At 35.2% G+C, this 23,230-nt stretch carries 17 protein-coding genes; 11 read left to right on the forward strand and 6 right to left on the reverse strand.

Going from position 1 to position 23,230, the window contains the following annotated elements:
- From OO013_RS03350 to OO013_RS03365, 4 genes are all read left to right on the forward strand, one after another.
- A complete protein-coding gene (locus OO013_RS03350; protein ID WP_266055235.1) occupies positions 1-387 on the forward strand; it encodes a VanZ family protein in 387 nt (128 codons plus the stop codon).
- A 73-nt stretch (positions 388-460) separates the two neighbouring features.
- The gene (locus tag OO013_RS03355; protein ID WP_266055236.1) at positions 461-1,135 is read left to right on the forward strand and encodes an energy transducer TonB; all 675 of its coding nucleotides are present in this window, start codon (positions 461-463) and stop codon (positions 1,133-1,135) included.
- Between the two features lie 122 nt (positions 1,136-1,257).
- A complete protein-coding gene (locus tag OO013_RS03360; RefSeq protein WP_266055237.1) occupies positions 1,258-1,704 on the forward strand; it encodes an energy transducer TonB in 447 nt (148 codons plus the stop codon).
- 35 nt (positions 1,705-1,739) lie between these two features.
- Positions 1,740-2,414, forward strand: coding sequence for an energy transducer TonB (locus OO013_RS03365; RefSeq protein WP_266055238.1), 675 nt, complete (start codon positions 1,740-1,742; stop codon positions 2,412-2,414).
- Positions 2,415-2,490: 76 nt separating this feature from the next.
- Here OO013_RS03365 and OO013_RS03370 read toward each other — a convergent pair whose 3' ends face one another.
- Genes OO013_RS03370 through OO013_RS03380 form a run of 3 tightly spaced genes read right to left on the reverse strand, consistent with a single transcriptional unit; the run spans position 2,491 to position 7,812 of the window.
- Positions 2,491-3,372: a YicC/YloC family endoribonuclease gene (locus OO013_RS03370; RefSeq protein ID WP_266055239.1), complete on the reverse strand. Its 882-nt coding sequence runs from the start codon at positions 3,370-3,372 to the stop codon at positions 2,491-2,493.
- 45 nt (positions 3,373-3,417) lie between these two features.
- Complete coding sequence (locus OO013_RS03375; RefSeq protein WP_266055241.1) at positions 3,418-6,729, reverse strand: hypothetical protein; 3,312 nt, start codon at positions 6,727-6,729, stop codon at positions 3,418-3,420.
- Between the two features lie 18 nt (positions 6,730-6,747).
- The gene (locus OO013_RS03380; RefSeq protein WP_266055242.1) at positions 6,748-7,812 is read right to left on the reverse strand and encodes an NAD(P)/FAD-dependent oxidoreductase; all 1,065 of its coding nucleotides are present in this window, start codon (positions 7,810-7,812) and stop codon (positions 6,748-6,750) included.
- Between the two features lie 52 nt (positions 7,813-7,864).
- Here OO013_RS03380 and OO013_RS03385 point away from each other — a divergent pair, with 52 nt between their 5' ends.
- The 6 genes from OO013_RS03385 to OO013_RS03410 all read left to right on the forward strand — a co-directional run bounded on the left by OO013_RS03385 (position 7,865) and on the right by OO013_RS03410 (position 15,929).
- A complete protein-coding gene (locus tag OO013_RS03385) occupies positions 7,865-8,503 on the forward strand; it encodes an MBL fold metallo-hydrolase (RefSeq protein ID WP_266055243.1) in 639 nt (212 codons plus the stop codon).
- A 1-nt stretch (position 8,504) separates the two neighbouring features.
- Positions 8,505-9,209 (forward strand): CDP-diacylglycerol--serine O-phosphatidyltransferase, encoded by a 705-nt coding sequence (gene pssA, locus OO013_RS03390; protein WP_266055244.1) that lies wholly within the window; start codon positions 8,505-8,507, stop codon positions 9,207-9,209.
- A 17-nt stretch (positions 9,210-9,226) separates the two neighbouring features.
- Positions 9,227-12,565 (forward strand): type IX secretion system sortase PorU, encoded by a 3,339-nt coding sequence (porU, locus tag OO013_RS03395; RefSeq protein WP_266055246.1) that lies wholly within the window; start codon positions 9,227-9,229, stop codon positions 12,563-12,565.
- 32 nt (positions 12,566-12,597) lie between these two features.
- Complete coding sequence (gene porV, locus OO013_RS03400; RefSeq protein ID WP_266055247.1) at positions 12,598-13,806, forward strand: type IX secretion system outer membrane channel protein PorV; 1,209 nt, start codon at positions 12,598-12,600, stop codon at positions 13,804-13,806.
- A gap of 10 nt (positions 13,807-13,816) precedes the next feature.
- On the forward strand, positions 13,817-15,085 hold the full coding sequence (locus OO013_RS03405) for a M16 family metallopeptidase (protein WP_266055248.1): 1,269 nt from the start codon (positions 13,817-13,819) through the stop codon (positions 15,083-15,085).
- Between the two features lie 61 nt (positions 15,086-15,146).
- A complete protein-coding gene (locus OO013_RS03410) occupies positions 15,147-15,929 on the forward strand; it encodes a TPM domain-containing protein (protein ID WP_266055250.1) in 783 nt (260 codons plus the stop codon).
- Here the strand turns inward: OO013_RS03410 and OO013_RS03415 are convergent.
- Positions 15,923-17,197 (reverse strand): replication-associated recombination protein A, encoded by a 1,275-nt coding sequence (locus OO013_RS03415; protein ID WP_266055251.1) that lies wholly within the window; start codon positions 17,195-17,197, stop codon positions 15,923-15,925. The genes OO013_RS03410 and OO013_RS03415 overlap by 7 nt on opposite strands.
- A gap of 92 nt (positions 17,198-17,289) precedes the next feature.
- On the opposite strand from OO013_RS03415, the gene OO013_RS03420 reads away from it, so the two are divergent.
- The gene (locus tag OO013_RS03420; protein WP_266055252.1) at positions 17,290-18,186 is read left to right on the forward strand and encodes a DMT family transporter; all 897 of its coding nucleotides are present in this window, start codon (positions 17,290-17,292) and stop codon (positions 18,184-18,186) included.
- Here the strand turns inward: OO013_RS03420 and OO013_RS03425 are convergent.
- Complete coding sequence (locus tag OO013_RS03425) at positions 18,167-19,189, reverse strand: threonine aldolase family protein (protein WP_266055253.1); 1,023 nt, start codon at positions 19,187-19,189, stop codon at positions 18,167-18,169. The two genes, OO013_RS03420 and OO013_RS03425, sit on opposite strands and share 20 nt — an antisense overlap.
- Positions 19,186-23,211, reverse strand: a complete 4,026-nt coding sequence (locus tag OO013_RS03430) for a tetratricopeptide repeat protein (protein ID WP_266055254.1) — start codon at positions 23,209-23,211, stop codon at positions 19,186-19,188. The genes OO013_RS03425 and OO013_RS03430 overlap by 4 nt, the downstream gene beginning before the upstream one ends.
- Positions 23,212-23,230: the final 19 nt, after the last annotated feature.

The raw sequence follows: 23,230 nt of genomic DNA on the forward strand, positions 1-23,230 counted from the left end.
TTGTTTTTTAGATATAATTTATTCGGTATTGTCTGGGCACTGATTATAGCAGTGCTGACCCTTACTCCTGGTGGAGAAATGGTGGAATTAAATATTTGGGGCAAAGCGGATATCTTTACCTTTGCTCATGTGGGCTTTTTTGCTATTCTGGTTTTTTTACTATGCATTGGGTTCACAAAACAATATACCTTCAAAGAGATAAAAGAAAGACCAGAGAAATTTGCTGTAGTCTTTGGCGTAATCTTTGGATTCATTCTTGAATTCATACAAGCCGTTATTCCAAACAGAAGTCTGGAAGTTATCGATTTGATTGCAAACAGTATTGGGTGTCTTACAGGATATTTTATATTTTTCCTGGTATACAAGGCAGGGATAAATTTGTCTTAAACTAAACTTTTAGTATATTTGAAACGTACTATAAAATAGGTATATTTGAGATTCATTTGAAGTTAAAGATATTATGGAAGTTAAAAAGAGTCCAAAAGCAGACCTTGAGAGAAAATCACCTCTATTCCTAAGTATAGGATATGTGGTAACTCTTGCTTTGGTTTTATTCGCGTTCGAATATGGCTTCAAAGACGATGAAGACATTCAGAACTTTGGTGCAATGAACGAAACGGTTGAAGAGACTATCGATATTCCGATCACGGAACAGCCTCCTCCACCACCACCAAAAATCCAGCAACCAGAGATTATCGAGGTCCCAGATGAGGAAGAAATAGAAGAAGATATTGAAGTAGACCTTGATGTAGAGATAGACGAAGAAACTGTAATTGAAGAAGTACAGTTTGAGGCTGAGCCTGTTGAAGAAGAGGTTGAGCAAGTATTTACAATTGTAGAAGAGTCTGCAAGTTTCCCCGGAGGTATGGATGCGTGGTACGATTTCTTGAAAAAGAATTTGAACTACCCTTCTCAGGCTCGTAGAATGGGAATCGAAGGTCGAGTTTATGTACAGTTTATCGTAAGTAAAACCGGTCAGCTTTCTGATATCAAAGTAGTAAAAGGTATCGGCGGTGGTTGTGATGAAGAAGCTGTAAGAGTACTTAAAGAATCGCCAAGATGGAAACCTGGTAAACAAAGAGGTCGTCCAGTGATTCAGAAAATGACTTTCCCTATAATGTTTAAGTTGCAATAAGACAACAAGCAATAAATATTTAAAGCGTGAGAAAATTCTCACGCTTTTTTTATGCCCTCTTGTTTAAAACTAATTTATTAGTTATATTGAACTAAATAGTTAGTTAAAATAAACACAGGCTAATGAATCGATCTCAAAATATTCCATGTTATACTTTATTAGCTCTAATATTAATTTCATTGGGTTGTGAGGTTCAGGAGGTAATCCCTGCTTCTGATCTTATAGAAAGTAAGAAAGATGTAAACCCAGAGGAGCAAGCATTAATCTATTTTGCCCCTATTCAATACCCATCTTTTCCAGGAGGTGAAGAAGAGAGATTAAGATTTATGACAAAGCACCTAAAATACCCGAATGATTATAAAGGGTGTATAGAAGGACGAGTATATGTTCAGTTTTTGGTTACAAAGAGAGGGAAAGTTACAGAGGCTGAAATTGTGAAAGGTCTGGATAAAAAATTAGATAAAGAGGCTTTAAAAGTAGTAAAGCAATTCCCGGACTTTATTCCGGGTAAAATTGATGGAAAGCCTGTTCCTCAACGCATGATTATACCAGTGTATTTAAATCAATAGTTTTTTTTATAATGTTTAACTAAAAAAATAGTTTTATGGAACCGAAAAAATCAGACAAAGCAAATCTTGAAAAGAAATCACCAATGTTTTTAAGTCTTGGCTTCTTAATTGCCATGGGAGCTGTTTTAGCAGCTTTTGAATACAAGTCAAAGCCTGAAATGGATATAAATCCATATACTTTTGAGGGTGGTGAAATCGAAGAACCGATAATAATCCCTATAACCGAGATAACACCTCCACCCCCTCCTCCTAAACCAGCCCCTGTGATAGTTGAAACAGAGGAAGAAATAATTGAGGAGCCGGAGCTTGAGGTATTCGAATTAGAGATTGATGAATCAAGCATCATTGACAATACTGTAGAAACAGAGAAACCAAAGGAGGAAATAATTGAAAACAAAGTACATGATTTCGTAGAGCAAAGTGCCCATTTCCCTGGAGGACAAGAAGCCTGGATGAAGTATTTAAATAATAATTTAAAATATCCAGCTAAGGCAAGAAGAATGGGAATTGAGGGTCGTGTTTACATTCAATTCATTATTGATAAAACTGGTGAATTAACTAACATTAAAGTTGTCAAGCCTATCGGTGGGGGCTTAGATGAAGAGGCTTTAAGAGTTATTAAAAACGCTCCGAAATGGAATCCTGGAAAACAACGCGGCCGTGAAGTAAGACAACGTATGACAATACCTGTTTACTTTAGACTGCAATAATTTTTTTGACTACAATAACTAATTATTTAGTTTAATTTGGCGATAAAAAAGCGAGGTTCAACACCTCGCTTTTAATTTATAGTATATTCAGTATTTGTTCTTTTATTTGTTCTAATGATTCTTTCATGTTTACGACATACTTTTGAATCACTGCATCGTTAGCCTTGCTACCAATAGTATTTATCTCCCTTCCTATTTCCTGACCGATAAAGTTAAGCTTCTTGCCACTGCTATTGGTATAATCAAGAACTTCAATAAAATAGTCAAGATGTGCTTTCAACCTCACCTTTTCTTCATTTATATCAAGTTTTTCTATGTAATAGATAAGTTCCTGTTCAAATCGGTTCTCATCTACTTTATCTTTCTCGATATATTCCTTGATATTTTTTTCTATGCGTTCACGGATAACCTCAACACGTTCAGGGTCTCTATCCTTAACTTTCTCAAGAAAATTACCAATATTCTCTACTTCTTCATGAATTTGTCTGGAAAGTATTTCACCTTCTTTCTGTCTGTAGCCATCGGTCTTATTCAAAGCCTCACTGATTGTATCTTCCAATACAGGCCAGAATTCAGCTATTTCCTCTTCATCCAGAAAATCCTCCATTACATCAGGAGACTGTACTGCCAGGCGGAAAAGGTCTGCATCTGACTGATGTCCGACTGCATTTTTTAATTCAGTGAGTTCCTTATAATAATGCTGGAAAAGTAGCTTATTATATTTAATTCTTGCCAGACTATCATCTTTTACTTGAAAGTCTATCGAAACCGAAACTTTACCTCTCTGTAATATTTTTGAGATCAGTGATTTTACTTCAATCTCCTTTGAGGTAAATTCCTTGGGTAATTTTATTTGAGTATCTAGGTATTTTGAATTGAGTGATTTCACTTCAACCATAACCAGACAATGTTCGTCTTCATGTCTGGCCATCCCATAACCTGTCATTGATTTAATCATATGCAAATATGAATTAAAATATGTATTATGCCTTATAAATTAAAATTAAAAGTCGTATCCGAGAGTAAAATAAAATTTTGGATCCTGCACCGTGTAGTTAATAGTTGGCCAGGCAACATCAAATTTAATGTAATAACCAAGAAATACGGTTCTTGCTCCGGCACCCCAGCTGTAAAGCCATTTATTTGAGAAGTTTTGAACTCTTGCAACAAATGGACCATTTGGACCAGTTGTAATTATATCGACATTTTGTTCACTTTCATCATCAAACGGGCTAATTGATGTCCAGGCTGTACCTATATCATAAAACCCAACAAATGAGAAGTTTCTAACAAAATTAGAACCAATAAAACCTTTATATAAAACACGAGCAATTGGAATTCTTAACTCAGCATTCAATAATGCTACCTTAGATCCATTAAAAGTATTATAATCAAAACCTCTTAGAGAGGTGATATAATCTACAAAATATATATCCTGGTTTTCTTCAAAATTATTAAAATTAAGTGGGTGTTGCTGATTTGGCCGGTCTGCATTATCAAAAAACAACCAATTATCCATTCCACCTAAAAGGAAAGTTTCTCGTTTATTATTAAAATATTGGCCATAGAATCCTCTTACAGCAAAAGTCATTGATCTGAATATTTCTTCATAATGCCTAATGTCTACAGTAAGTTTATTAAACGACTGTGCCTTATCTGTGAATGAATTCATACTGGTAAAGACAGCCTTTGCACGGGTTCCTACAATAGTATTTCGTCCTAGCACTTCCGAATCATCAAATACATAGCTTAAATTAAAACCGCCAAAGTGCGAAACTTGTCTTGACAAATCAGGATCTGGAAACTGTGTATAAAGTGGACTTAGACTATGAAATTGAGTGTTTAAATAGAATGGGTTAAACTCTAGCCTCGATCTTACGCTAAAAGGATAAGATGCTCCGAGTAAAAATTCATTTTTCACATACTTATGTCTGTCATCAGCTATTTGTGTCGATTCACTCTCCGGATCGATAAAAAATGTTTCTCTTTTGTATTCTGCTTTAAAATCTATCAGGTGCTTCAAATATTGATATTCTGCAAAAACACCACCACTCTTCAAATCTCTGAAAGAAAGAAAAACTCCTCCACTCATGATATGATTTTGCAAAATGTCAGACATATTACCTTTAAGTTTAAGGCCAAACCCTAACAATGGATCTACTCCAATTGTAGTAGTCACATAGTTTGTACTAAACTTTGGTGTATACTGGAATGGACCCTCTACCTGACTCTTTCTCCTGAATTTTCGATAATTTGATAAAAAAGTACTCTTTCCTTGAATATCAGGTTGTGTTCTTTGGCTTGGTTGATTATTGCTTGGTTCAAAAGCATAATCATCTGTATCGAGAAAGTCATCTTTATTCTCAGGAGTCAAGTCAAATTGATAGTCATCTGTATCAATAATATTTTTCTTTTCAGTATCTGCCTTAACAGTTTGGATTTCCTCAGTATCTATCGTGTCTTTGGAAACAATAGCAGTATCAGGAAGCGCTTCTGCTTCTTCCTGGGCTAGTTTTTGTTTGATTTCCTCCTGAGCATTTAACCGGTTTACTACTATTTTGGCTAATATTCTTTGCTGTCTTGGTGTTTGAGGAGTAAATACATTCTTTTCAATATCAAAATCAGGTTCAGAATAGATATACTCACCTTCCATATCACCAACTGAATATGCCAATGTTGAAGACTCGAAACTATAGGCCAGATCATCAAGACTATATGAGAATTTTGTAAGCTGCCTGTTTATTCCCGTTTCTGTATTGAAATAAAAGACATTAGTTACCCCTTTCTGATCACTTAAATAAATTATTTCATTTCCCCTCGCTATAGGATGCGTATCATTACTAATAGTTTTTAATGGAGCGTATGAATCAGAAAAAGAACTATCAGTAGGCCAGACATAAACATTGAAAGTATTAAGGTCTTTTATTTTTGATAATGAATCAAGAGGTCTGTTAGAAGAAAAAATCAATGCCCTTTCTCCTTCTACAAAACTTGGACTCAAATCGTCATATTTATCATTATTGATCCTCCTTACTGTATTACGTCGGAGATTGAAAATAAACAAATCAGTTTGTCCGTTCACACTAGCACTCATTACTATTTGATTGCCAGAAGGACTAAAGCTAAAATCGTTAATTCTTAAAAACCTGTCTGTTGATCTACTAAAGCCTTTTTTCGATTCAACATTAATTACTTCTAATGTAGAGACACCTCTTTTCGAACTTAAAATACCAATCGTTACCGAATCTTTCCATGCTATTTTTGGCAATTCGTTGTCTAACCTTTGATTGATAATGTATTGACCACCTCTGCTAACTACATTTTCCTTTCCTGTTCGAAGATTTCGGTGAATAACTTTATGTTTCCCTTTGATGTTTTCTACAAATACAAGCCTATTGCCATCAGGGCTTAAAGCAACATCGGTAAATGTTCCTTTTTTGGAATTTTTAATTTTATCAATTGGATCCTGGGGAAGATCAATAAATGCATTTAATACAGGTTCATTTATTTGCTGATAATAATCAGCCCAGCCTTTTAAAAATTGTTTAAAAGGAATACCCAATGTATATGCAATACTACTTTGTTCATTACGATTTATTCTGGTTAGATTTAATACATTACTCATGTAAATCCTTCCGTACTCTTCAACCATGTAATTCCACACAGACTGCCCGAGAATTACTGCTTCCTGTTTTGATAATTGATGAAACTCTTTTTGAGTATCCTTTCTAAAATATGCTCTTACATAATCGTCCATTTCTTCATCCCAACCATAGGCAATGTACCTGGCAGCACCAACGCTAAACCATTCTGGAAGATTAAGTAAAAATGTATTTTGAACCATATCACCCAGGCTACCACCAAAAAGCATGTCATTAATTAAAGTATTAGCAACGTGAAATGATAATTCCTTATTAAACTCAGTTTGTGTTCCCTGATAAGCTACTTCTACAAAATTTCTGTTGAAGTTAGTTTGCCCTCCTTCATTGTACTCATTTTCGGTAATTCCAATATTGCTTTGTTGAAGGTCTGTTATGGAATTATATAAATAAATATCCGTCTTGTAAGGCGGTAAATATCCTAAAATATCACTGATACGATTAAACTCCGAGTCCAGGTAATCAATCGCGCTTTTGGCTATTTCATTACCATCATCATAAAAATAGAGATTGAAATTCTCTGTCTCGTAATATCTCCAATTAAAAGTCTTAAACTGAAGCCTGTTTTGACCAAATTCTTCATCAGCTTGCTGAGCTGCGATATCTATTGCGCCAAAAAAAGTCAGCACTAAAAAAAACAATTGATATTTTTTCATATGAATAAATATAAGCAATTACCTTAATAACGAGAAAAAACGATCGATATTTACTCGTTTATCTATTGGTTTATTTTTTATTATCTGATCTGACAACTCTTTAGCGCACCATGGAGACAACGAAACTCCTTTTGCTCCAAGCCCATTAAAAATAAAAACGTTATTTATTTTCGGATGTTTCCCAATAATCGGCTTTCTGTCTTTAGTTGCTGGACGTATTCCTACAAAGTGGTCCGATACTTCAGGATCCGCTTTTAGAAAGTTTTTAAGATCCTCTATGATTTTCTCCCTTGCTTCAGAAGTTTTTTCTTCATGATCAAAGTGGTTATCATAGGTTGCTCCTAATTTAAAAAAGCCGTGCTTAACAGGCATCAAAAACTTTCCACGGGTAATCCCGAATTCTATATCCAGATTCAATTTAACATTTAATAACTCTCCCTTATTGGGCCTGAAAGGTAACCAGCCAAAAATTTCTGAATCAGCTTCTTTTGCTCCACGACAAAATACTACCCCATCATATTCCTTACCGTTCCAGGTAATATGATTTTTACTATGGAAAATATCCTGGTAATTAAATTCACTTTTGATGACCTCTCCTCTTTCTTTAATATACCGATGGGAATTATTTAAAAAGACAGGAATATCAAGGTAACCACTATTTTTTAATAGCAACCCACCATGAGGATTAACTAATTTATTCTCTAAAACAGGTTTCTTTTCTACCTTTTCTACATAATTAAGGTACTCCGGATTATCATATTTTGCCAGCCAGTCATTCAAATCACTCAATTCAAGGAATGGCCTGTAAATACTTTTCTCGTGATAAAATTCACATTCCAGCTTCTTTTCCCAAAATTTATAAAATTCTTTCAGTACCGGAAATAATTCATCAGCATTCCAAGTTTTAACCATTTTCCGGCCTGTAATTGGATTTATTATGCCTCCAGCTGCCCAGGATGAACCTTTGATTTCGGGATCACTAACAACAGTTACTTCCTGACCTTTTTCTAATAATTCAAGTGCCAGCACTGTGCCCGCAAGGCCCTGACCTATAATTAATATCCTTTTCTTATCTTTGCTCATATTTCCGGAATGAATTAATAACACAAATTTGCAAAGCACTAAGAACAATTCTATGAAAATACATACTTTTACTTTCAACCCATTTTATGAGAACACCTTCGTGGTAGCGAATGATAATGGAGATTGCATGATCATCGATCCGGGATGTTATGAGAAGGAAGAAAAAGAAATACTTGATAACTTCATTTCTAAGAACAATTATCAGGTTAAAAAACTGATCAATACACATTGCCACATTGATCACGTACTGGGTAATGCTCATGTTAAGAAAAAGTATAATGTTGATCTGGAAGGTCATGAAAATGACATTGAAACTTTAAAAGCCGTTGAAACATATGCTCCTGCTTATGGTTTTGCTAATTATGAATCTACAGAAATGAATACTTATTTAAAAGAGGGTGATACGGTAAATCTTGGTGATGATAAATTTGAAGTATTATTTGTTCCCGGCCATGCTCCGGGGCATATCGCTCTATATAACAAAATTGAAAAAGTTCTAATTGGAGGCGATGTCCTTTTCAATGGTAGTATTGGCCGTACAGATTTGCCAGGAGGTGATTTTGATACTCTTGCGAAATCTATTAAAGAAAAAATTTATACCCTTCCTGATGATGTCACTGTGTACTGTGGACATGGAGAAGCCACATCTATAGGTAAGGAAAAAGTCTCAAACCCATTTGTAAAAGCCTGATATGTTTGTAAAAAAGGTAATAAAAAACATCCCGAATACAATTACCTCCTTAAATCTGTTTTGCGGAGTTATTGGTATATCATTTGCCTTTTCTAATAGGCTTGATTTGGCAGCTTATATGATCTGGCTTGCCGGCCTGCTGGACTTTTTTGACGGTTTTGCAGCTCGCCTCTTAAAAGTCAGCTCCCCTATAGGAAAAGAACTTGACAGTCTTGCCGATGTAGTTTCATTCGGAGTATTGCCGGGATTTATAATGTATCATCTGATCGATGATGTAATGGTTTATTCGTGGGTTCCTTATTTATCTGCTCTGATTCCTATTATGTCTGCAATACGATTAGCAAAATTTAATATAGATGATTCACAAACTTATTCTTTCACCGGTTTACCAACTCCCGCTCATGCAATATATATAAGTTCTTTGCCGTTAATAATTAATAATGGTAGTGAGGAATGGATAGGCTGGTTTAGCAATCCTCATTTTTTAATAATAAGCACGGTTGTATTTTCTTTAATGCTGGTTAGTAAATTGCCTTTAATAGCATTTAAATTTAAATCTTATGATTTGAAAGCCAATGCTTTTAAATACATGTTATTATTCCTTAGTGTGATTATTTTATTAATTTTGGGAGTTAAAGGTATACCATTTGTGTTTTTGGCATACATAATTATGTCAATTCTGGAGAATCAATTAGCCGGTAGTTAGTGAAATAGACCATGTTAATGAGAGTAATAGATCGATTATATCATTTTTTTATTTTATTGTTTTTCCCTTTATTGATATTTGGACAGGAACTACCAGGTTCAATATTCTCAGGAAATACATTTAAAATTTACATTCCGGAAACAGGAATTTATAAAATTGATCACGATTATCTTATTTCCAGTGGCATTAATCCTGATGAAGTAAATCCGGCAAACCTGAAAATCATTGCCTTACCCGGAGGTTCTCTTCCTCAATTAATCGATGATGAAAATAATCTTCCCAGAGAAATCCCTTTGAAGATTAAAAACAACAGTTCTTCCTTTACATCAGAAACGGAAGTTTACTTTTATGCCGAATCAATAGAAAAAACTTATTACTCTAATATAATTAATAGTGTATCTAACAATAAAAGTGTCTATGCTGATAGCGCTTTTGTTTATATATCCTTATCCGGCAATTCGAATTCTGAAATTATTGTTCAGGAAGAATTACAGGACAATTCTGGAGAATATGCTGAATGGATCACTGCTAAAGTTAAAGAAAAAGATGAAGCCAAAATTCTGATATCTGGAAAAGATTGGTATTTCAAGCCTTTATTCAACTCAAATAATTCACGCACTTTCGAATTACCCACGATAAATACAGGATCAACCTCAACAGACAATCTAAAATTAGAGCTAATTAGTTCAGTAACCGATCCATCGACAGTGAGTATTTCTGTGGATAATTTACCCTTGGCCAACCTTTCACTACCACAGGTTTCTAGTTCAGACTATGCAAATAAAGGTATCTCCTTTATAAAAGATTATGAACTGACTATTAATAATTCAGAATCATTTCAGGTAGACTTTTCTTTTTCAGGGCAGGGTAGTTTTTACATTGACAGATTAATTAGTTATTCATATAATTCCGGAAGTTATATCCCTTTAAACATTCCTTCATTTATTGCCAAATCCGGGTCAATACAAGTGCCGAATAATTCAGTTATATGGGATATAAATAAATGGTATCAACCAAAAGAGATTATCCCTATATGCGCAGATAATAGTTGCTCAATCGAGGTGAAAAAAGGACAACGTTTCATTATTTTTGAAAACAATCAGGTCCAAACCCCTCCTAAAGCTGAAAAAATCAGAGTAGCTCCCATTGCTTCGTATAATTCTGATTACCTAATAATTTCCGATCCTTCACTAAAAAATGAAGCCAGGTATCTCGCAGAATACAGAAATTCTAAAAATAATTTTCAAGTTGATATAGTCACTCCAAAATCTATTTATGCCATTTACGGACTCGGAAGAAAGGATGTGACCGCATTACGTAATTACATTTACCACAATTACAAAAATGGTGGTGGTAAATTAAAATACCTTCTATTAGCTGGAAATGCATCATATGATTTCCGGGGAATTGATCGTCCCGGAACAGATATAGTTTCAGCTTACCAATCCAACGATTCTACCGACCCTGTTTATAGTTATGTATCTGATGACTATTATGGTTTTCTTGAAAAAAATGAAGGAATCTGGCAGGAACAATCTGGTCAGTGGCATGACATGGATATATCAGTAGGTAGAATTCCTACTGATGATCCTGAGGCACTTAGAGGTTATATAGAAAAGATCAAACATTATGAATCAATTTCTCTGACCGACACCACTGCATGGCAAAATAAAGTGGTTATGATCGCCGATGATGGTGATTACAATGCTCATATTGAAGATATAAATATATTGGGTTCTATTCTGCAACAAGGTGAATCCGCTTTCAACGTAAAAAAACTTGCTTTAGATGACTTCCCTCAAAAGTCTCTACCAAGTGGTCAGCGGTCTCCCGAATTCAATGAAGCAATGATCGAAGCAATGAATAAGGGAGCTTTGATGGTCAGCTATACAGGACATGGAAAGGAAGAGCACCTTGGTCATGAAGAATTCTTTAATGATGAGTCAATAGCTGCATTAAAAAATCTGGATAAACTGCCAATTTTTGTTACTGCCACATGTGAATATGGCCGGTTTGATTTTCCTCCAACAACCCCTGGTGCTGAAAAGATGCTTTTTAATCCATCAGGCGGTGCTATAGTAATGTTAACTACTACTCGCCCTGTTAGCATACCGGATAACTTTAAAGTAAATAATGCTTTAATAGAAGTATTGAGACAAAAGAATATTCGAAATATGACAGTTGGTCAATGGTTTAGGGAAATAAAAAACCTGAATCAGGACAACAGAGGTAGCAGAGGATTTGTCTTATTGGGAGATCCTGCAGTAAAACCTGCTATACCAAAACATGAGATTAAAATCAAGGAGATAAAAAACCTTTCAAACAATACTGACACACTCTCTGCATTATCCAGGATACGTATTTCAGGCATTATCGTTGATCCTTTAACCAACCAAATCGATGAAGATTTCAATGGAAAAGTTGATGTAAATATTTTTGATCAACCAGTTTCAAGAACAACTATTGGGGATGAAAGTAATCCATATACTTATGAAGTGACCGATAATTATATTTTCAAAGGAAAAACTGATGCGATTAACGGTGAGTTTGAGTTTGAATTCACCGTTTCAAAAAATATTGATTATCGAACAGGACATGGAAAGGCCAGTTTTTATTCAGTAAGCACTAAAGAAATCCCTGCTTCCGGATTTTATACAAATTTAAAAATTTCCGGCAGTAACCCTTCACCGGAAATTGACAACAAAGCCCCTGAAATCGAAGCATATATTAATTCTCCTAACTTTATAAATGGTCAGGAAGTTAGCTCATCATCTGTTATGATAGCCAGACTATCAGATGAAAATGGTATTAATTTAAGTAATAGATCTCTTGATTTTGGGCCTCAAGCTATTCTTGATGATACTACTTTTATAGGACTAAGTGAATATTACACTTCCTTTTCAGATGACGAAACGAAAGGAACTATTTCATTACCATTAGAAGGCCTGAAGCCAGGATATCATAAATTAACACTAATTGTTCGTGATAATTTTAATAACCCAACCAGTATTCAGCTTGATTTTAATGTTAAAAATGAAAACGGACTGGTAATTTATAAAGCCAGTAATTACCCTAATCCGGTAAATGATCACACTACATTTGCAATAGATCACAATCGTCCGGGAGAATCATTAAACATATCAATGGAAATATTTAGTATTCAGGGAGAAAGTGTGCTGACTTATACAACAGATGTGATAAGTAGAAGTAATACATTAGAAATAGCTGACTTAAATTTACCTTTTGATACTGATAAATTCAGGAATGGCATATACGTTTATAGAATAATAGTTCGTTCTAACAGAGATGGGGCTAAAAATGAAATTTATAATCGGATGATTTTACAAAGGAATTAACTATATTTAACCGCAGAATAACTCACTTTTCAATGAAAAAAATCCTATTTATTCCAATCATATTTTTAGGAATTAACTTATCAACTTTTTCTCAGGGGGCTATTATTGCTGGTCAGGATTCAACCAGGAATGTAATAACTACTGCTGTACCCTTTTTAACTATAGGTCCTGATGCTCGGGCATCCGGGATGGGCGATGCAGGAGGAAGTTTATCCCCTGACATAAATGCAACATATTGGAACCCTGCAAAACTTGTATTTGTAGAGGGCGATATGGGGTTTTCATTTTCCTATTCTCCCTGGCTCAGTAAAATTATAAATGACATGGGGCTCTATTATCTTAATGGTTATAAAAAACTAGACCAGAATAATACCTTGGGGGCTTCACTAAAATATTTTGATCTCGGAGACATTCCTTTAGCAACAGACGACGGTACCGAATCAGGCACATTTAGTCCGCGAGAATTTGCTATTGATGTAGTTTATAGTCGTAAACTAAACGAAGGAAGAGGAATTGGAGCTTCATTTAGATTCATTCATTCGAATTTATCAGGAAATTTTACTAACAGTGCTTTTGACACTAAGCCAGGTACTTCAGTTGCTGTTGATATCGGATACTACAATAATAAAGAGATCACATTTTTGAAAAAACCAACTGATTGGATTTTTGCTGCAGCAATAACCAATATTGGCTCAAAAATGACTTATACTAACGATAATAACAGAGACTGGCTCCCAACAAATTTAAGAGTTGGAACTTCGTTTGGAATTGAAATAGATCCTTATAACAAATTTACTTTTGCATTAGATCTTAATAAATTAATGGTTCCTACCCCTCCTATTTATGAAAGGGATTCAAATGGAAATATAGTCTTTGATCCTAATACAGGAGATCCGATTATACGAGAAGGGAAAGATCCTAACAGAGGCTTATTAAGTGGGATGTTTGGCTCATTTGTCGATGCTCCAGGTGGTTTCAGTGAGGAAATGAAAGAATTTCAAATCGCCTTTGGAATGGAGTATGCCTATAGAAATGCATTCTTCGCACGAACAGGTTATTTTTATGAAAACGAAATGAAAGGAAACCGAAGATATTTCACATTAGGACTAGGTTTGGAGTATCAAAAATTCGGTATTGACTTTTCTTATTTAATACCAACTATTCAAAACCACCCACTTGCAGAAACATTGAGGTTTACTTTACAATATAACTTCGATGAAAAAGAGGATGAAAACGACTAAAAAATATTAAATGCTTGACAGAACTAAAGCACCGTACATAAACAATTTAGTTCAGCCGGACATCATAAAAGCACAGGAAGCTTTCATTTTTGAAAATACTCCTGTGTTTTTTGTTCATTCTGACAATCAGGAAGCCTTAAAAATTGAAATTATAACGGACTCAGGTTCAAAATTTGAGCAAAAACCGGCCGCAGCATCTACAGCACTTTCTCTTTTAAATGAAGGGACTATAAATCGAACAGGTAGCCAGATTTCGGATGGCTTTGACAGCCGTGGGGCTTTCACTGATTTTAACAATACCAGTGACAGGCAGCATATGTCTTGCTATACCCTCGAAAGATTTTTCCCTGAAATTATAGAACTCATGTCTGATGTCTGGATAAATCCTTCTTTTCCGGAAAATGAACTGGAAAGATATCAGAATCAAAAAGCAGAACAAATAGCTCAACAACGAAAAAAGAATCAATACAAAGCCGCAGAGGTGTTTAAAAATTCTCTTTTCGGAAAAAATCATCCTTATGGACGTACTGTTGGTCCGGAAGAGATCAAATCAATTACACGAGAAGATCTTATCGATTTCCATCCGACTATGTATAGAAATCCGGCGATTTTTTTGAGCGGAAAAGTAACGGATAATGTTTTATCAACTCTCCAGGATCACCTGCAGAAAATACCAGTAGCCCAAGCAAACACATCAAAAACCAAAAAACCAGAACAGATCACAGATCTGATTGTCATTAAACGTCCGGAAAGCCTGCAATCAACAATAAGAATGGGCTTACCAGTTATTGACAGAGGGCATAAGGATTATTATAAACTTGTAGTCGCGAATGAATTGTTTGGGGGATACTTTGGCAGCAGACTAATGAAGAATCTTCGAGAAGATAAGGGATATACTTATGGAGTTCATTCAAGATTAATGCACCTTGAAGATGAAGGCTATATGATTGTTGGTACGGATGTAATAAAAGAAAAAACTGAGGATTCTTTGAATGAAATTCAATCTGAATTGGAAAGACTTGCCACTGAATCCGTAGAACAGCTTGAATTAGATACCGTTATAAATTATTTAAAAGGAAACTTTATATCATCTATAAATACACCCTACTCACTCGTAGATAAATTTAAAAGCCTTTATTTTTACGATATCGATTATGGTTTTTACGATAATTATTTTGAAAATCTTGATCAAATAACACCGGCAGATATTAAAAATACTGTTGAAAAGTACCTGTTAAATAATCAATGGACTAAAGTTGTCGTCGGTGATTTAAAATAATACAAACAAAATTTACAATCTTAAATAAAGAATATTATATTCAAACCGGAGGATTCTATTAATGATCAGAATAGTCGGGCTGTACTTTTTATTTTTTATTTCTTCGCTAGTTGCTAGAGCTCAAATTGAGGGATATATTTTTGATAATGCAGAATTACTCAAAAAGAAAGAGTTTTCCTCTCTAGAGTTTTTTATGCGTGGCATAAACGAAGAAAATGCTCCTGAATATGTCTTCTATTCTCTAAATGGTTTAATGGGAGAAGATATCCGTGAGGTAGGAAAAAGATTATACTCAAATATCATTACCAAAAATGACGAGATTGATCAGGGAGTACTTTACATATATTCAAAAGAAGAAAATGAATTTGCCCTGATTACAGGGGAATCCCTGAAATGGCATTATGGAAAATCATTCGAAGATAGTATCACCAATATCACCAAGTCTTATTTTGATGAGGAGGAATATTTCACTGGACTGTCCAAAACATTTACCCAGTTATATTCTATGTTTAATAAGCGTGTTCCATGGCAAATCTCTTATAACTCGTTTACTGAACTAGGAAATGACCTGGCAAATAGTGAAGGTAAACTTGTTGAATTTACAGGCATTCCTATTACCAAGAATCTGACCACTCTCCATGACCCAGATGTATATATGAGCAATGAATATTACATAAGAGTTAAAGGGGATAATGGAAAAGTGATCAGGCTATTTTATACCATCGATATGCTTGATGATATTGAAAAGTTGATTTCTTCTCCGAAAGCTAGAATAATAGCAAGAATTGGTAGCCTCAGACCTTTTAAGTTTCTTTATGTTGGCAGAAAACCGTTAAATCAATAACCATATTTCTCTTTCCAGAGGGCCTTCATTCTTTTTCTCATTTCATTTTCTCTTGCGTTGATTCCTGGTTCGTAAAACTTTTTATCTTTTATTTCATCGGGTAAGTACTCATCGAAAACGAAATTATTCTGAAAATCATGGGGGTATTTATATTCTTTCCCATACCCAAGTTCTTTCATTAATTTGGTAGGCGCATTCCTTAAATGTAATGGTATCGGTAAGTCACCAGTCTCTTTAACAAATCGACGGGCATCCTTAATTGCTTTGTAAGAAGCATTGGATTTTGGTGAACAAGCTAAATAAACCACGCACTGAGAAAGAATAATCTCTGCTTCAGGATATCCTATGAAATTAACAGCTTGAAAAGTATTCACTGCCATTACCATAGCTGTAGGATTTGCATTTCCGATATCTTCAGAAGCAAATATTGTCAGCCTTCGTGCGATAAACTTCACATCCTCCCCTCCTTCGATCATTCTGGCTAAATAATAAAGGGCCGCATTTGGATCACTCCCTCTCATTGACTTGATAAATGCAGATATTAAATCATAATGTTGCTCTCCTGCTTTATCATAGATTGCCATTTTTTGTTGAGCTACTTTCATTACAATCTCATCGGTTATCTCAACCTCCTTTTCAGATGGAGAGTTTTGAACTGATAATTCGAAAAGATTTAGTAACCTCCTGGCATCTCCGCCACTATATTTTAAAAGTGCACCATGCTCCTTAACGTGTATATTCTTGTCTTTAAGCTTATCATCAGTCTTCATGGCCTTTTCAAGCAGGGATAACAGGTCATCTATAGTTAAATGTTTTAAGGTATAAACCTGACACCTTGACAATAAAGCAGCGTTAACCTCAAAACTTGGGTTTTCTGTTGTAGCTCCAATCAGGGTAATCGTCCCTTTTTCAACTGCAGCAAGCAATGCGTCTTGTTGAGATTTATTAAACCGGTGAATCTCATCAATAAACAGAATGGTTCCTTGTTGCTTTTTTGCTCTTGCAATAACCTCCCGAACATCTTTTACTCCTGAACTTATCGCGCTCAAAGTGTAAAATGGAAGACTTAGTTCATGACTGATAACATCGGCAATAGTGGTTTTGCCGACACCCGGAGGGCCCCATAAAATCATACTTGGGACGGCGCCCCTTTTTATAAATCTATTCAGAACTCCGTCTTCACCAACCAAGTGGTCCTGTCCTACAATGTCTGCGACCCTTTGTGGCCGCATTCTTTCAGCTAATGGTTTTTCAGCTTCGAACAACATAATATTCAAATAAATTTTCCAAGGTCCAATGCAATGTAATACATTTGCCACAAGTTAAAGAAGAATCAATAAGGTAAGCCTCGAAATACTGGATGAAAAGTCAAATTGTGCCTCATATACAACTATTTATAGTCGCTTTAATATATGGCGCCAATTATTCCATAGCAAAATCCATCATGCCGGAATGGCTAACCCCTGATGCCTTTATCTTTATTCGTATTGCGTCAGGTGCCCTTGCCTTTTGGATTTTAGCTCCTTTATTTGGTAGTAAAGAAAAAATAAACAAAACAGATTTTCCACGCCTCATTGTTTGTGGACTTACAGGTACTGCTATGAACCAGTTGTTCTTTTTTAAAGGATTGGTTTACACTAGTTCAGTGAATGCATCTGTTATTATGACTTTGAGTCCGATACTCGTCCTTATAATTAGTGCGATCATTTTGAGAACACGAATGACAATGTTCAAAATCACCGGAATAATTCTCGGAGCAATTGGTGCCGCATTATTATTGGGTCAAAAAAATTTCAACCTAGATAATGACAGCTTTATTGGTGATCTCTTTGTATTAATTAATGCTTCTTCATATGCCTTTTACCTGGTACTGGTCAAGCCTTTGATGGTAAAATATGATGCTATGACCGTTGTAAAATGGGTTTTTACTTTTGGTTTGGTATTTATCTTTCCATTTGGCATTTCAGATGCGATGCAAACTTCTTATGCTATAATGCCCTGGACAGTAATACTAAGGATAAGTTATGTAGTAATCTGTACCACTATTTTAGCTTATATGCTGAATTTGTTTGCTATGAAACGTGTGAATCCGTCAGTAGTTGGAGCATACATCTACCTGCAGCCTGTTTGTGCTATGTTAATATCTGTTTTCATTTTGAATAATGATCTGACCCTGGAAAAAATTATTTACAGCCTTCTGATATTTATCGGGGTCTATATGGTTTCCCAACCTCGTTTTAAAAAGAAAGCAGCCTGATCACATTTATAGTTCTTTCCATTTGTTCATCATTAAAATCAAGATGAGTTACAAATCTGATAGCTCCCTTTCCAAATGGGACTGCATAAACTTTATTTTCTTCAAATTTATTTAGCACATTTTCCACAGAAAGATCATCTCTCACTTCGAAAATGATAATGTTGGTATCAACAGGCAAAATATTTTTAACAAAATCAGCTTGCTCCAACTCCTTTGCAAGAGTTTTAGCTCTTTGATGATCATCTGCTAACCTTTCAATATTATTTTTCAGGGCAAAAAGAGCTCCGGCTGCAATAATTCCAGCTTGCCTCATTCCTCCTCCCAATACTTTCCTTACTCTTTTCGCTTTTTTTATAACTTCATCTGTACCAAGAAGAATTGACCCCACAGGTGCACCAAGACCTTTGCTCAAACATATTGAGATCGTATCAAAGTGCTTTGCGTGATCTTTTATCTCTTCTCCGGTGGCCACAATAGCATTAAAAAACCTGGCTCCGTCAAGATGCATTTTTAAGTCATTTTTTTCTGCTAGCCTGGCTATTGGCTCGATGTCTTTTTCTCTGTAACAGGCTCCTCCTCCCTTATTAACTGTATTTTCGAGGCCTATAACTTTTGATATGGGATAATGAATATCCTCCTTTAAAATATTTGGTTCAATTAATTCGGGAGTTAATATTCCTCTTTCGCCGTCTGCAAGTCTGACAGAGACCATTGAATTATAGGCAAGCCCCCCTCCCTCATAATTATAGATATGGCTTCTTTGATCACAGATCACTTCATCCTGAGGTTGAGTTAGACATCTTATCGCAATCTGATTAGTCATTGTACCGGAAGGGCAATAAAGTGCAGCTTCCTTTCCAAAAAGATTTGATGCGTAATCCTGTAAATCATTTATTGTAGGATCTTCATCAAATACATCATCTCCAACAGGTGCGGCAAGCATAGCTTCCTTCATTTGTTTGGAAGGCTTTGTAACAGTGTCACTTCTTAAATCGACGATCATTCGCAATATTGTTTTAAATAAAATGCAGACTCTCTATCTCCTAATTCCTTTCCTTTCTGCCACGCTTCACAAGCTTTTTCAGAATCTTCTAATTGATATAGAGATGACCCTTTACCACGGTAATACTTACCATTATCCGGATTAATCTCAATAGCTTTATTATAATCCTTTAACGCTTCAGAATAGGATTCAAGAGAAAAATAAGCATTCGCCCTGTCAAAAACCACCTGATCATCTTCTGGATTATTTTCAATAAATTTATTATAGTCGCTAATGGCTGCTTCAAAATTCCCGAGTTGTTCCATTAAATAGCCACGGTTATACCTTGCATTTGCATTATCAGGATCATTAGCAAGAATTACATTTAGATCCTCAACTGCTGCCTGATTATTCCCCAGGTACATATGAGCCAAAGCCCTGCTGCTATAAGCCGGTAAATATTCTTTATTTATATTTATTGCTTGTGAATATCTTGATATAGCATCTCTGAAGCTTTCTGTCTCTATAAGAACATCTCCTAATGCAGTCAATTGTTCCGGCCCACCTGCACCATTATTAATAGCTATTTCATAATACGAAATCGCGGCACCATATCTCTCCAACTGATCGTATGCTTCAGCTATTTCAACATAAAGCTCACCTTGCAGTTTGCCTCCGTTCAATTGTTCTGCAAAAAGTAAGTCTTCGATACCTTCTTCAAAGTTTTTCATTTGAATATTGAGAACGCCCCGGTTTTCAAATGCTCTCGCATACTGCTTGTCCAGTTCAATAGCTTTATCATATGCATCTAGCGCAGCACCTGGTTTATTATCCTTTTCGAGAGCTTTTCCAAGGTTGTTATATAATAATGGATCCTGATTACTTCTGGAAGCAGCTTCCTCATAAGCAATAACTGCTTTTTCATAATATTCAGCTCTAAAATAGCTATTCCCCAGGATGTAAGGTATTTCCTTGTCTTCAGGCAAGTCTTCTAACGCTTCTTCTAAAAATTTATTAGCATTTTCGTATTCCCCGGTATGATAAAAGCTAATGCCAATTTTCTTATTAACAGACGCTTCTGAAAAACCTTCTTCCTTCGCCTCCATCAAAAGAGGTAATGCATCTGCGTATTCATTGTTTCTAAAAAGACATCCTCCCTTAGCACCCTTCAAAGCAGGCGAATTAAAGCCCTTATTTATTGCAACTGTAATATCAGTTTCTGCTTCGTCGCAATTTTCAGTTTTGTAATTAACGATTGCCCTGTATCCATATAACATTCCATTATTAATACCACCATTTATCGCTTTGGTCAATGGATCTAAAGCTTCATCATATTTCCCAAGGTTAAAAAGGGATCTTCCTATAATTGAATAGGTCACCGCGTCGGAATTGCCAGCTTCCTGAATTTTCAGGGCATCAGCTAATGCTTTTTCATAATTCCCCAATTCGAGCTGAACTTTTGCCCGGCCATTTAAGGCGGGTAAAAAGTCTGAATTGATTGTTAATGCCTTATTAAAAGAAGATAGTGCTTGTTCATAACTATTATTTAAAAGATAGGCATTTCCTTTTGCTGTATAAAGCTCTTCGGAATTCAATCCCTTTTCTTCTGCCTGACTGAAGACCTCAAGCGCTTCATTAGCTTTGTTATCAGCGATATAAATAACTCCCAGGTGATAATAAACAGAAGGATTTTGAGATTCCAGAGATACAGCTTTTTCAAGCTGATTTCTGGCAGCATCTGTTTTACCAGTATTTACTAAAGCTAAAGAATAATGAGTTACAATACTCACATCGTTTAATGCCTCTGAAATGCCTTTATCATAATTTGCAACAGCCTTACCATAATCTTCGACATCATAATATAATTCAGCAAGTCTCAAATAGATCTGTGCATTTCCGTTGCCTAAGGAAATAACTTTTTCAAGATTTTGGGTAGCCTTTTCTTTTTCTCCTCTTGACTCATTAAGGTCAGCCAGGTACATAAAATAAGCTGATTTCTCTATTCCATTAGATATTGCAGCGTTTACATATTTCTCAGCATCTTCATCATTTCTTTCAACCGCCAGCAAAGCCAAAAGTTCAAGGGCCCTGGGTTCCTTTTGAACTGAAGAACCTGCAGCTTTTAAGTCAATAAAAGATCGGTCTTTATCTGCTAATTGATAATAAGACAGACCTCTGGTAATTAATGCATTTGAATTATCAGCATCATCATTAATCACCTCAGTAGCAAACCTGATTGCTTCCTGGTAATTTCCAGCCTGATAGTTCAATTCCATTAGTAACCGATCCAGATTTGTAGCCTTATAACCTGAATCCTTTGCTTTATTGAGTTGAGTCAGTGCATCTGAATAAAGTTCCTTTTCAGCCATTAACAGTCCGAGGTAATAATGTCCCTTACCAGAAAGAGTATTGCCATTTCTTAATGATGTCAGAAAATCATAAGCTTCATCTTTTTTATTCAATTCATAAGACGAAATTCCTGCTATCAAATTCATCTGTGGATCAGTGCTGCCAGACTCAATTGCTTTCTTTGCCCATTCAAGAGCTAAATCGTTATTTTTCTGGCCAAATTCTATTATAGCAATTTTTTCAGCAATCGATTTATCTCGAGTTATTTCAAAATACTGTTTATAATCTGCTGAAGCTGCGGTTGAATCACCTGATTGCAGTTCAAGATCAGCTTTTTTCTTATAAAAATCATTGCCAGAATACCCTGCGCCAGCAGCTTTATTCCACATCTCAATAGCTTTTGAAGTCATTCCTAAAGTTAGAAATGCCTCTCCTGCATTGTAAGCTTCTTCTGCGTTTAAAGGTCGTTTTTCCTGAAGCGCATCATAATATTTAATTGCTTTTTCCCAGTTTTTACTATTGTAGGATGCTCTGGCTAGATATTCCAGAATAACCTGATCTCCTGGCTTTTCATTTAAAACTTTTTCCAGCATGATAATACCTTCATCATACCTTTTCTCATCTATCCAATATTTACCCGCCAATGATAATATGATCAGATTTTCAGTACCAAGCTCAGCTGCTTTTAAAGCAGTCTCATTCATTTTGGGATCATTTTGATCAATCAAGGCAAGTGTGTAATTTTCATAATCACTCAGATTAACAAATTTTGATATCACAGCACTGTAATCCCTGATGGCATCTTCCTTTCTGTTTAATTGAAAGTTGGAGCGTGCTCTTATCAGGATGAGTGAATCAGCAGGATTGGATAATTTATTAATATCATTTACCACATCACTATATCTTTCCGATTCAAGATTTAATTCAATTCTTTTAAGAAGAGCTTGTTGATCATTGGGATATTGATCCAGCAATCTGTTAAGGAAAACTTTTGCTTTCTGAGTATCATTAAGATCTAATGACAATTCGATCGCTATATGATAAGCATTTTTATCTGAGTTATTCAGGCTTAAATATTTATCAAATGATTTTAGAGCGTTTTCTTTTTGATCATTAAGATAGAAAGCATAAGACTGGTAAAAATAATCCTGCCCATTTGAAGCTTTACCTGAAATTTGATTGGAATTAATATGAGAAGAAGAAATCCATAATGCTCCTGCAGATCTATTAATTATTATCCCATTTAAATTTCCGTTATTAAATGTAAAAGAGATATCAGGCAGGTTAGCTTCTTTAACTAATGCTACTTCACCAAAGCCAGTATTTATTTTATCAGTCAGATCCAAACCAGCTGACTTCGTAGAATTATATTTTGATTTCCATAGTGCTTTTTGATCTTTAAATGTGTCTCCTTCAGGAGGTGCGGTTACAAAAGAAGCAGTAAGAGTATTATTTATTGAATATCCTTCCAGCCCTAAAAGGTTTAAGTTGTTTATTACAGATTGAAGTTGGTGAACCGAACTATCTTGAGTAATAATAGTAGATCCGGTAGCACCTGATAGAGTAACATATGTTCCTTTGTCTGCTATAAATACACCGGTTTGATCCTTACCGACCATAAATCCCAAACTCTTATCCTGCCCGTATATATTAATAATTTGAAAAACCAGAGCGATTACTAGAAAACACCTCATATTATCGAAGACTAATTTA

The organism is Mangrovivirga halotolerans (genome assembly GCF_026241165.1).
Classification (GTDB): domain Bacteria; phylum Bacteroidota; class Bacteroidia; order Cytophagales; family Cyclobacteriaceae; genus Mangrovivirga; species Mangrovivirga halotolerans.

Coding starts and splice junctions, on each gene's coding strand:
- OO013_RS03415 (WP_266055251.1), bottom strand. CDS start 17,197: ATGTTGTTCGAAGCTGAAAAACCATTAGCTGAAAGAATGCGGCCACAA.
- OO013_RS03420 (WP_266055252.1), top strand. CDS start 17,290: ATGAAAAGTCAAATTGTGCCTCATATACAACTATTTATAGTCGCTTTA.
- OO013_RS03430 (WP_266055254.1), bottom strand. CDS start 23,211: ATGAGGTGTTTTCTAGTAATCGCTCTGGTTTTTCAAATTATTAATATA.
- OO013_RS03405 (WP_266055248.1), top strand. CDS start 13,817: ATGCTTGACAGAACTAAAGCACCGTACATAAACAATTTAGTTCAGCCG.
- pssA (WP_266055244.1), top strand. CDS start 8,505: ATGTTTGTAAAAAAGGTAATAAAAAACATCCCGAATACAATTACCTCC.
- porU (WP_266055246.1), top strand. CDS start 9,227: ATGAGAGTAATAGATCGATTATATCATTTTTTTATTTTATTGTTTTTC.
- OO013_RS03425 (WP_266055253.1), bottom strand. CDS start 19,189: ATGATCGTCGATTTAAGAAGTGACACTGTTACAAAGCCTTCCAAACAA.
- OO013_RS03370 (WP_266055239.1), bottom strand. CDS start 3,372: ATGATTAAATCAATGACAGGTTATGGGATGGCCAGACATGAAGACGAA.
- OO013_RS03355 (WP_266055236.1), top strand. CDS start 461: ATGGAAGTTAAAAAGAGTCCAAAAGCAGACCTTGAGAGAAAATCACCT.
- OO013_RS03385 (WP_266055243.1), top strand. CDS start 7,865: ATGAAAATACATACTTTTACTTTCAACCCATTTTATGAGAACACCTTC.
- OO013_RS03375 (WP_266055241.1), bottom strand. CDS start 6,729: ATGAAAAAATATCAATTGTTTTTTTTAGTGCTGACTTTTTTTGGCGCA.
- OO013_RS03365 (WP_266055238.1), top strand. CDS start 1,740: ATGGAACCGAAAAAATCAGACAAAGCAAATCTTGAAAAGAAATCACCA.
- OO013_RS03360 (WP_266055237.1), top strand. CDS start 1,258: ATGAATCGATCTCAAAATATTCCATGTTATACTTTATTAGCTCTAATA.
- OO013_RS03380 (WP_266055242.1), bottom strand. CDS start 7,812: ATGAGCAAAGATAAGAAAAGGATATTAATTATAGGTCAGGGCCTTGCG.
- OO013_RS03410 (WP_266055250.1), top strand. CDS start 15,147: ATGATCAGAATAGTCGGGCTGTACTTTTTATTTTTTATTTCTTCGCTA.
- porV (WP_266055247.1), top strand. CDS start 12,598: ATGAAAAAAATCCTATTTATTCCAATCATATTTTTAGGAATTAACTTA.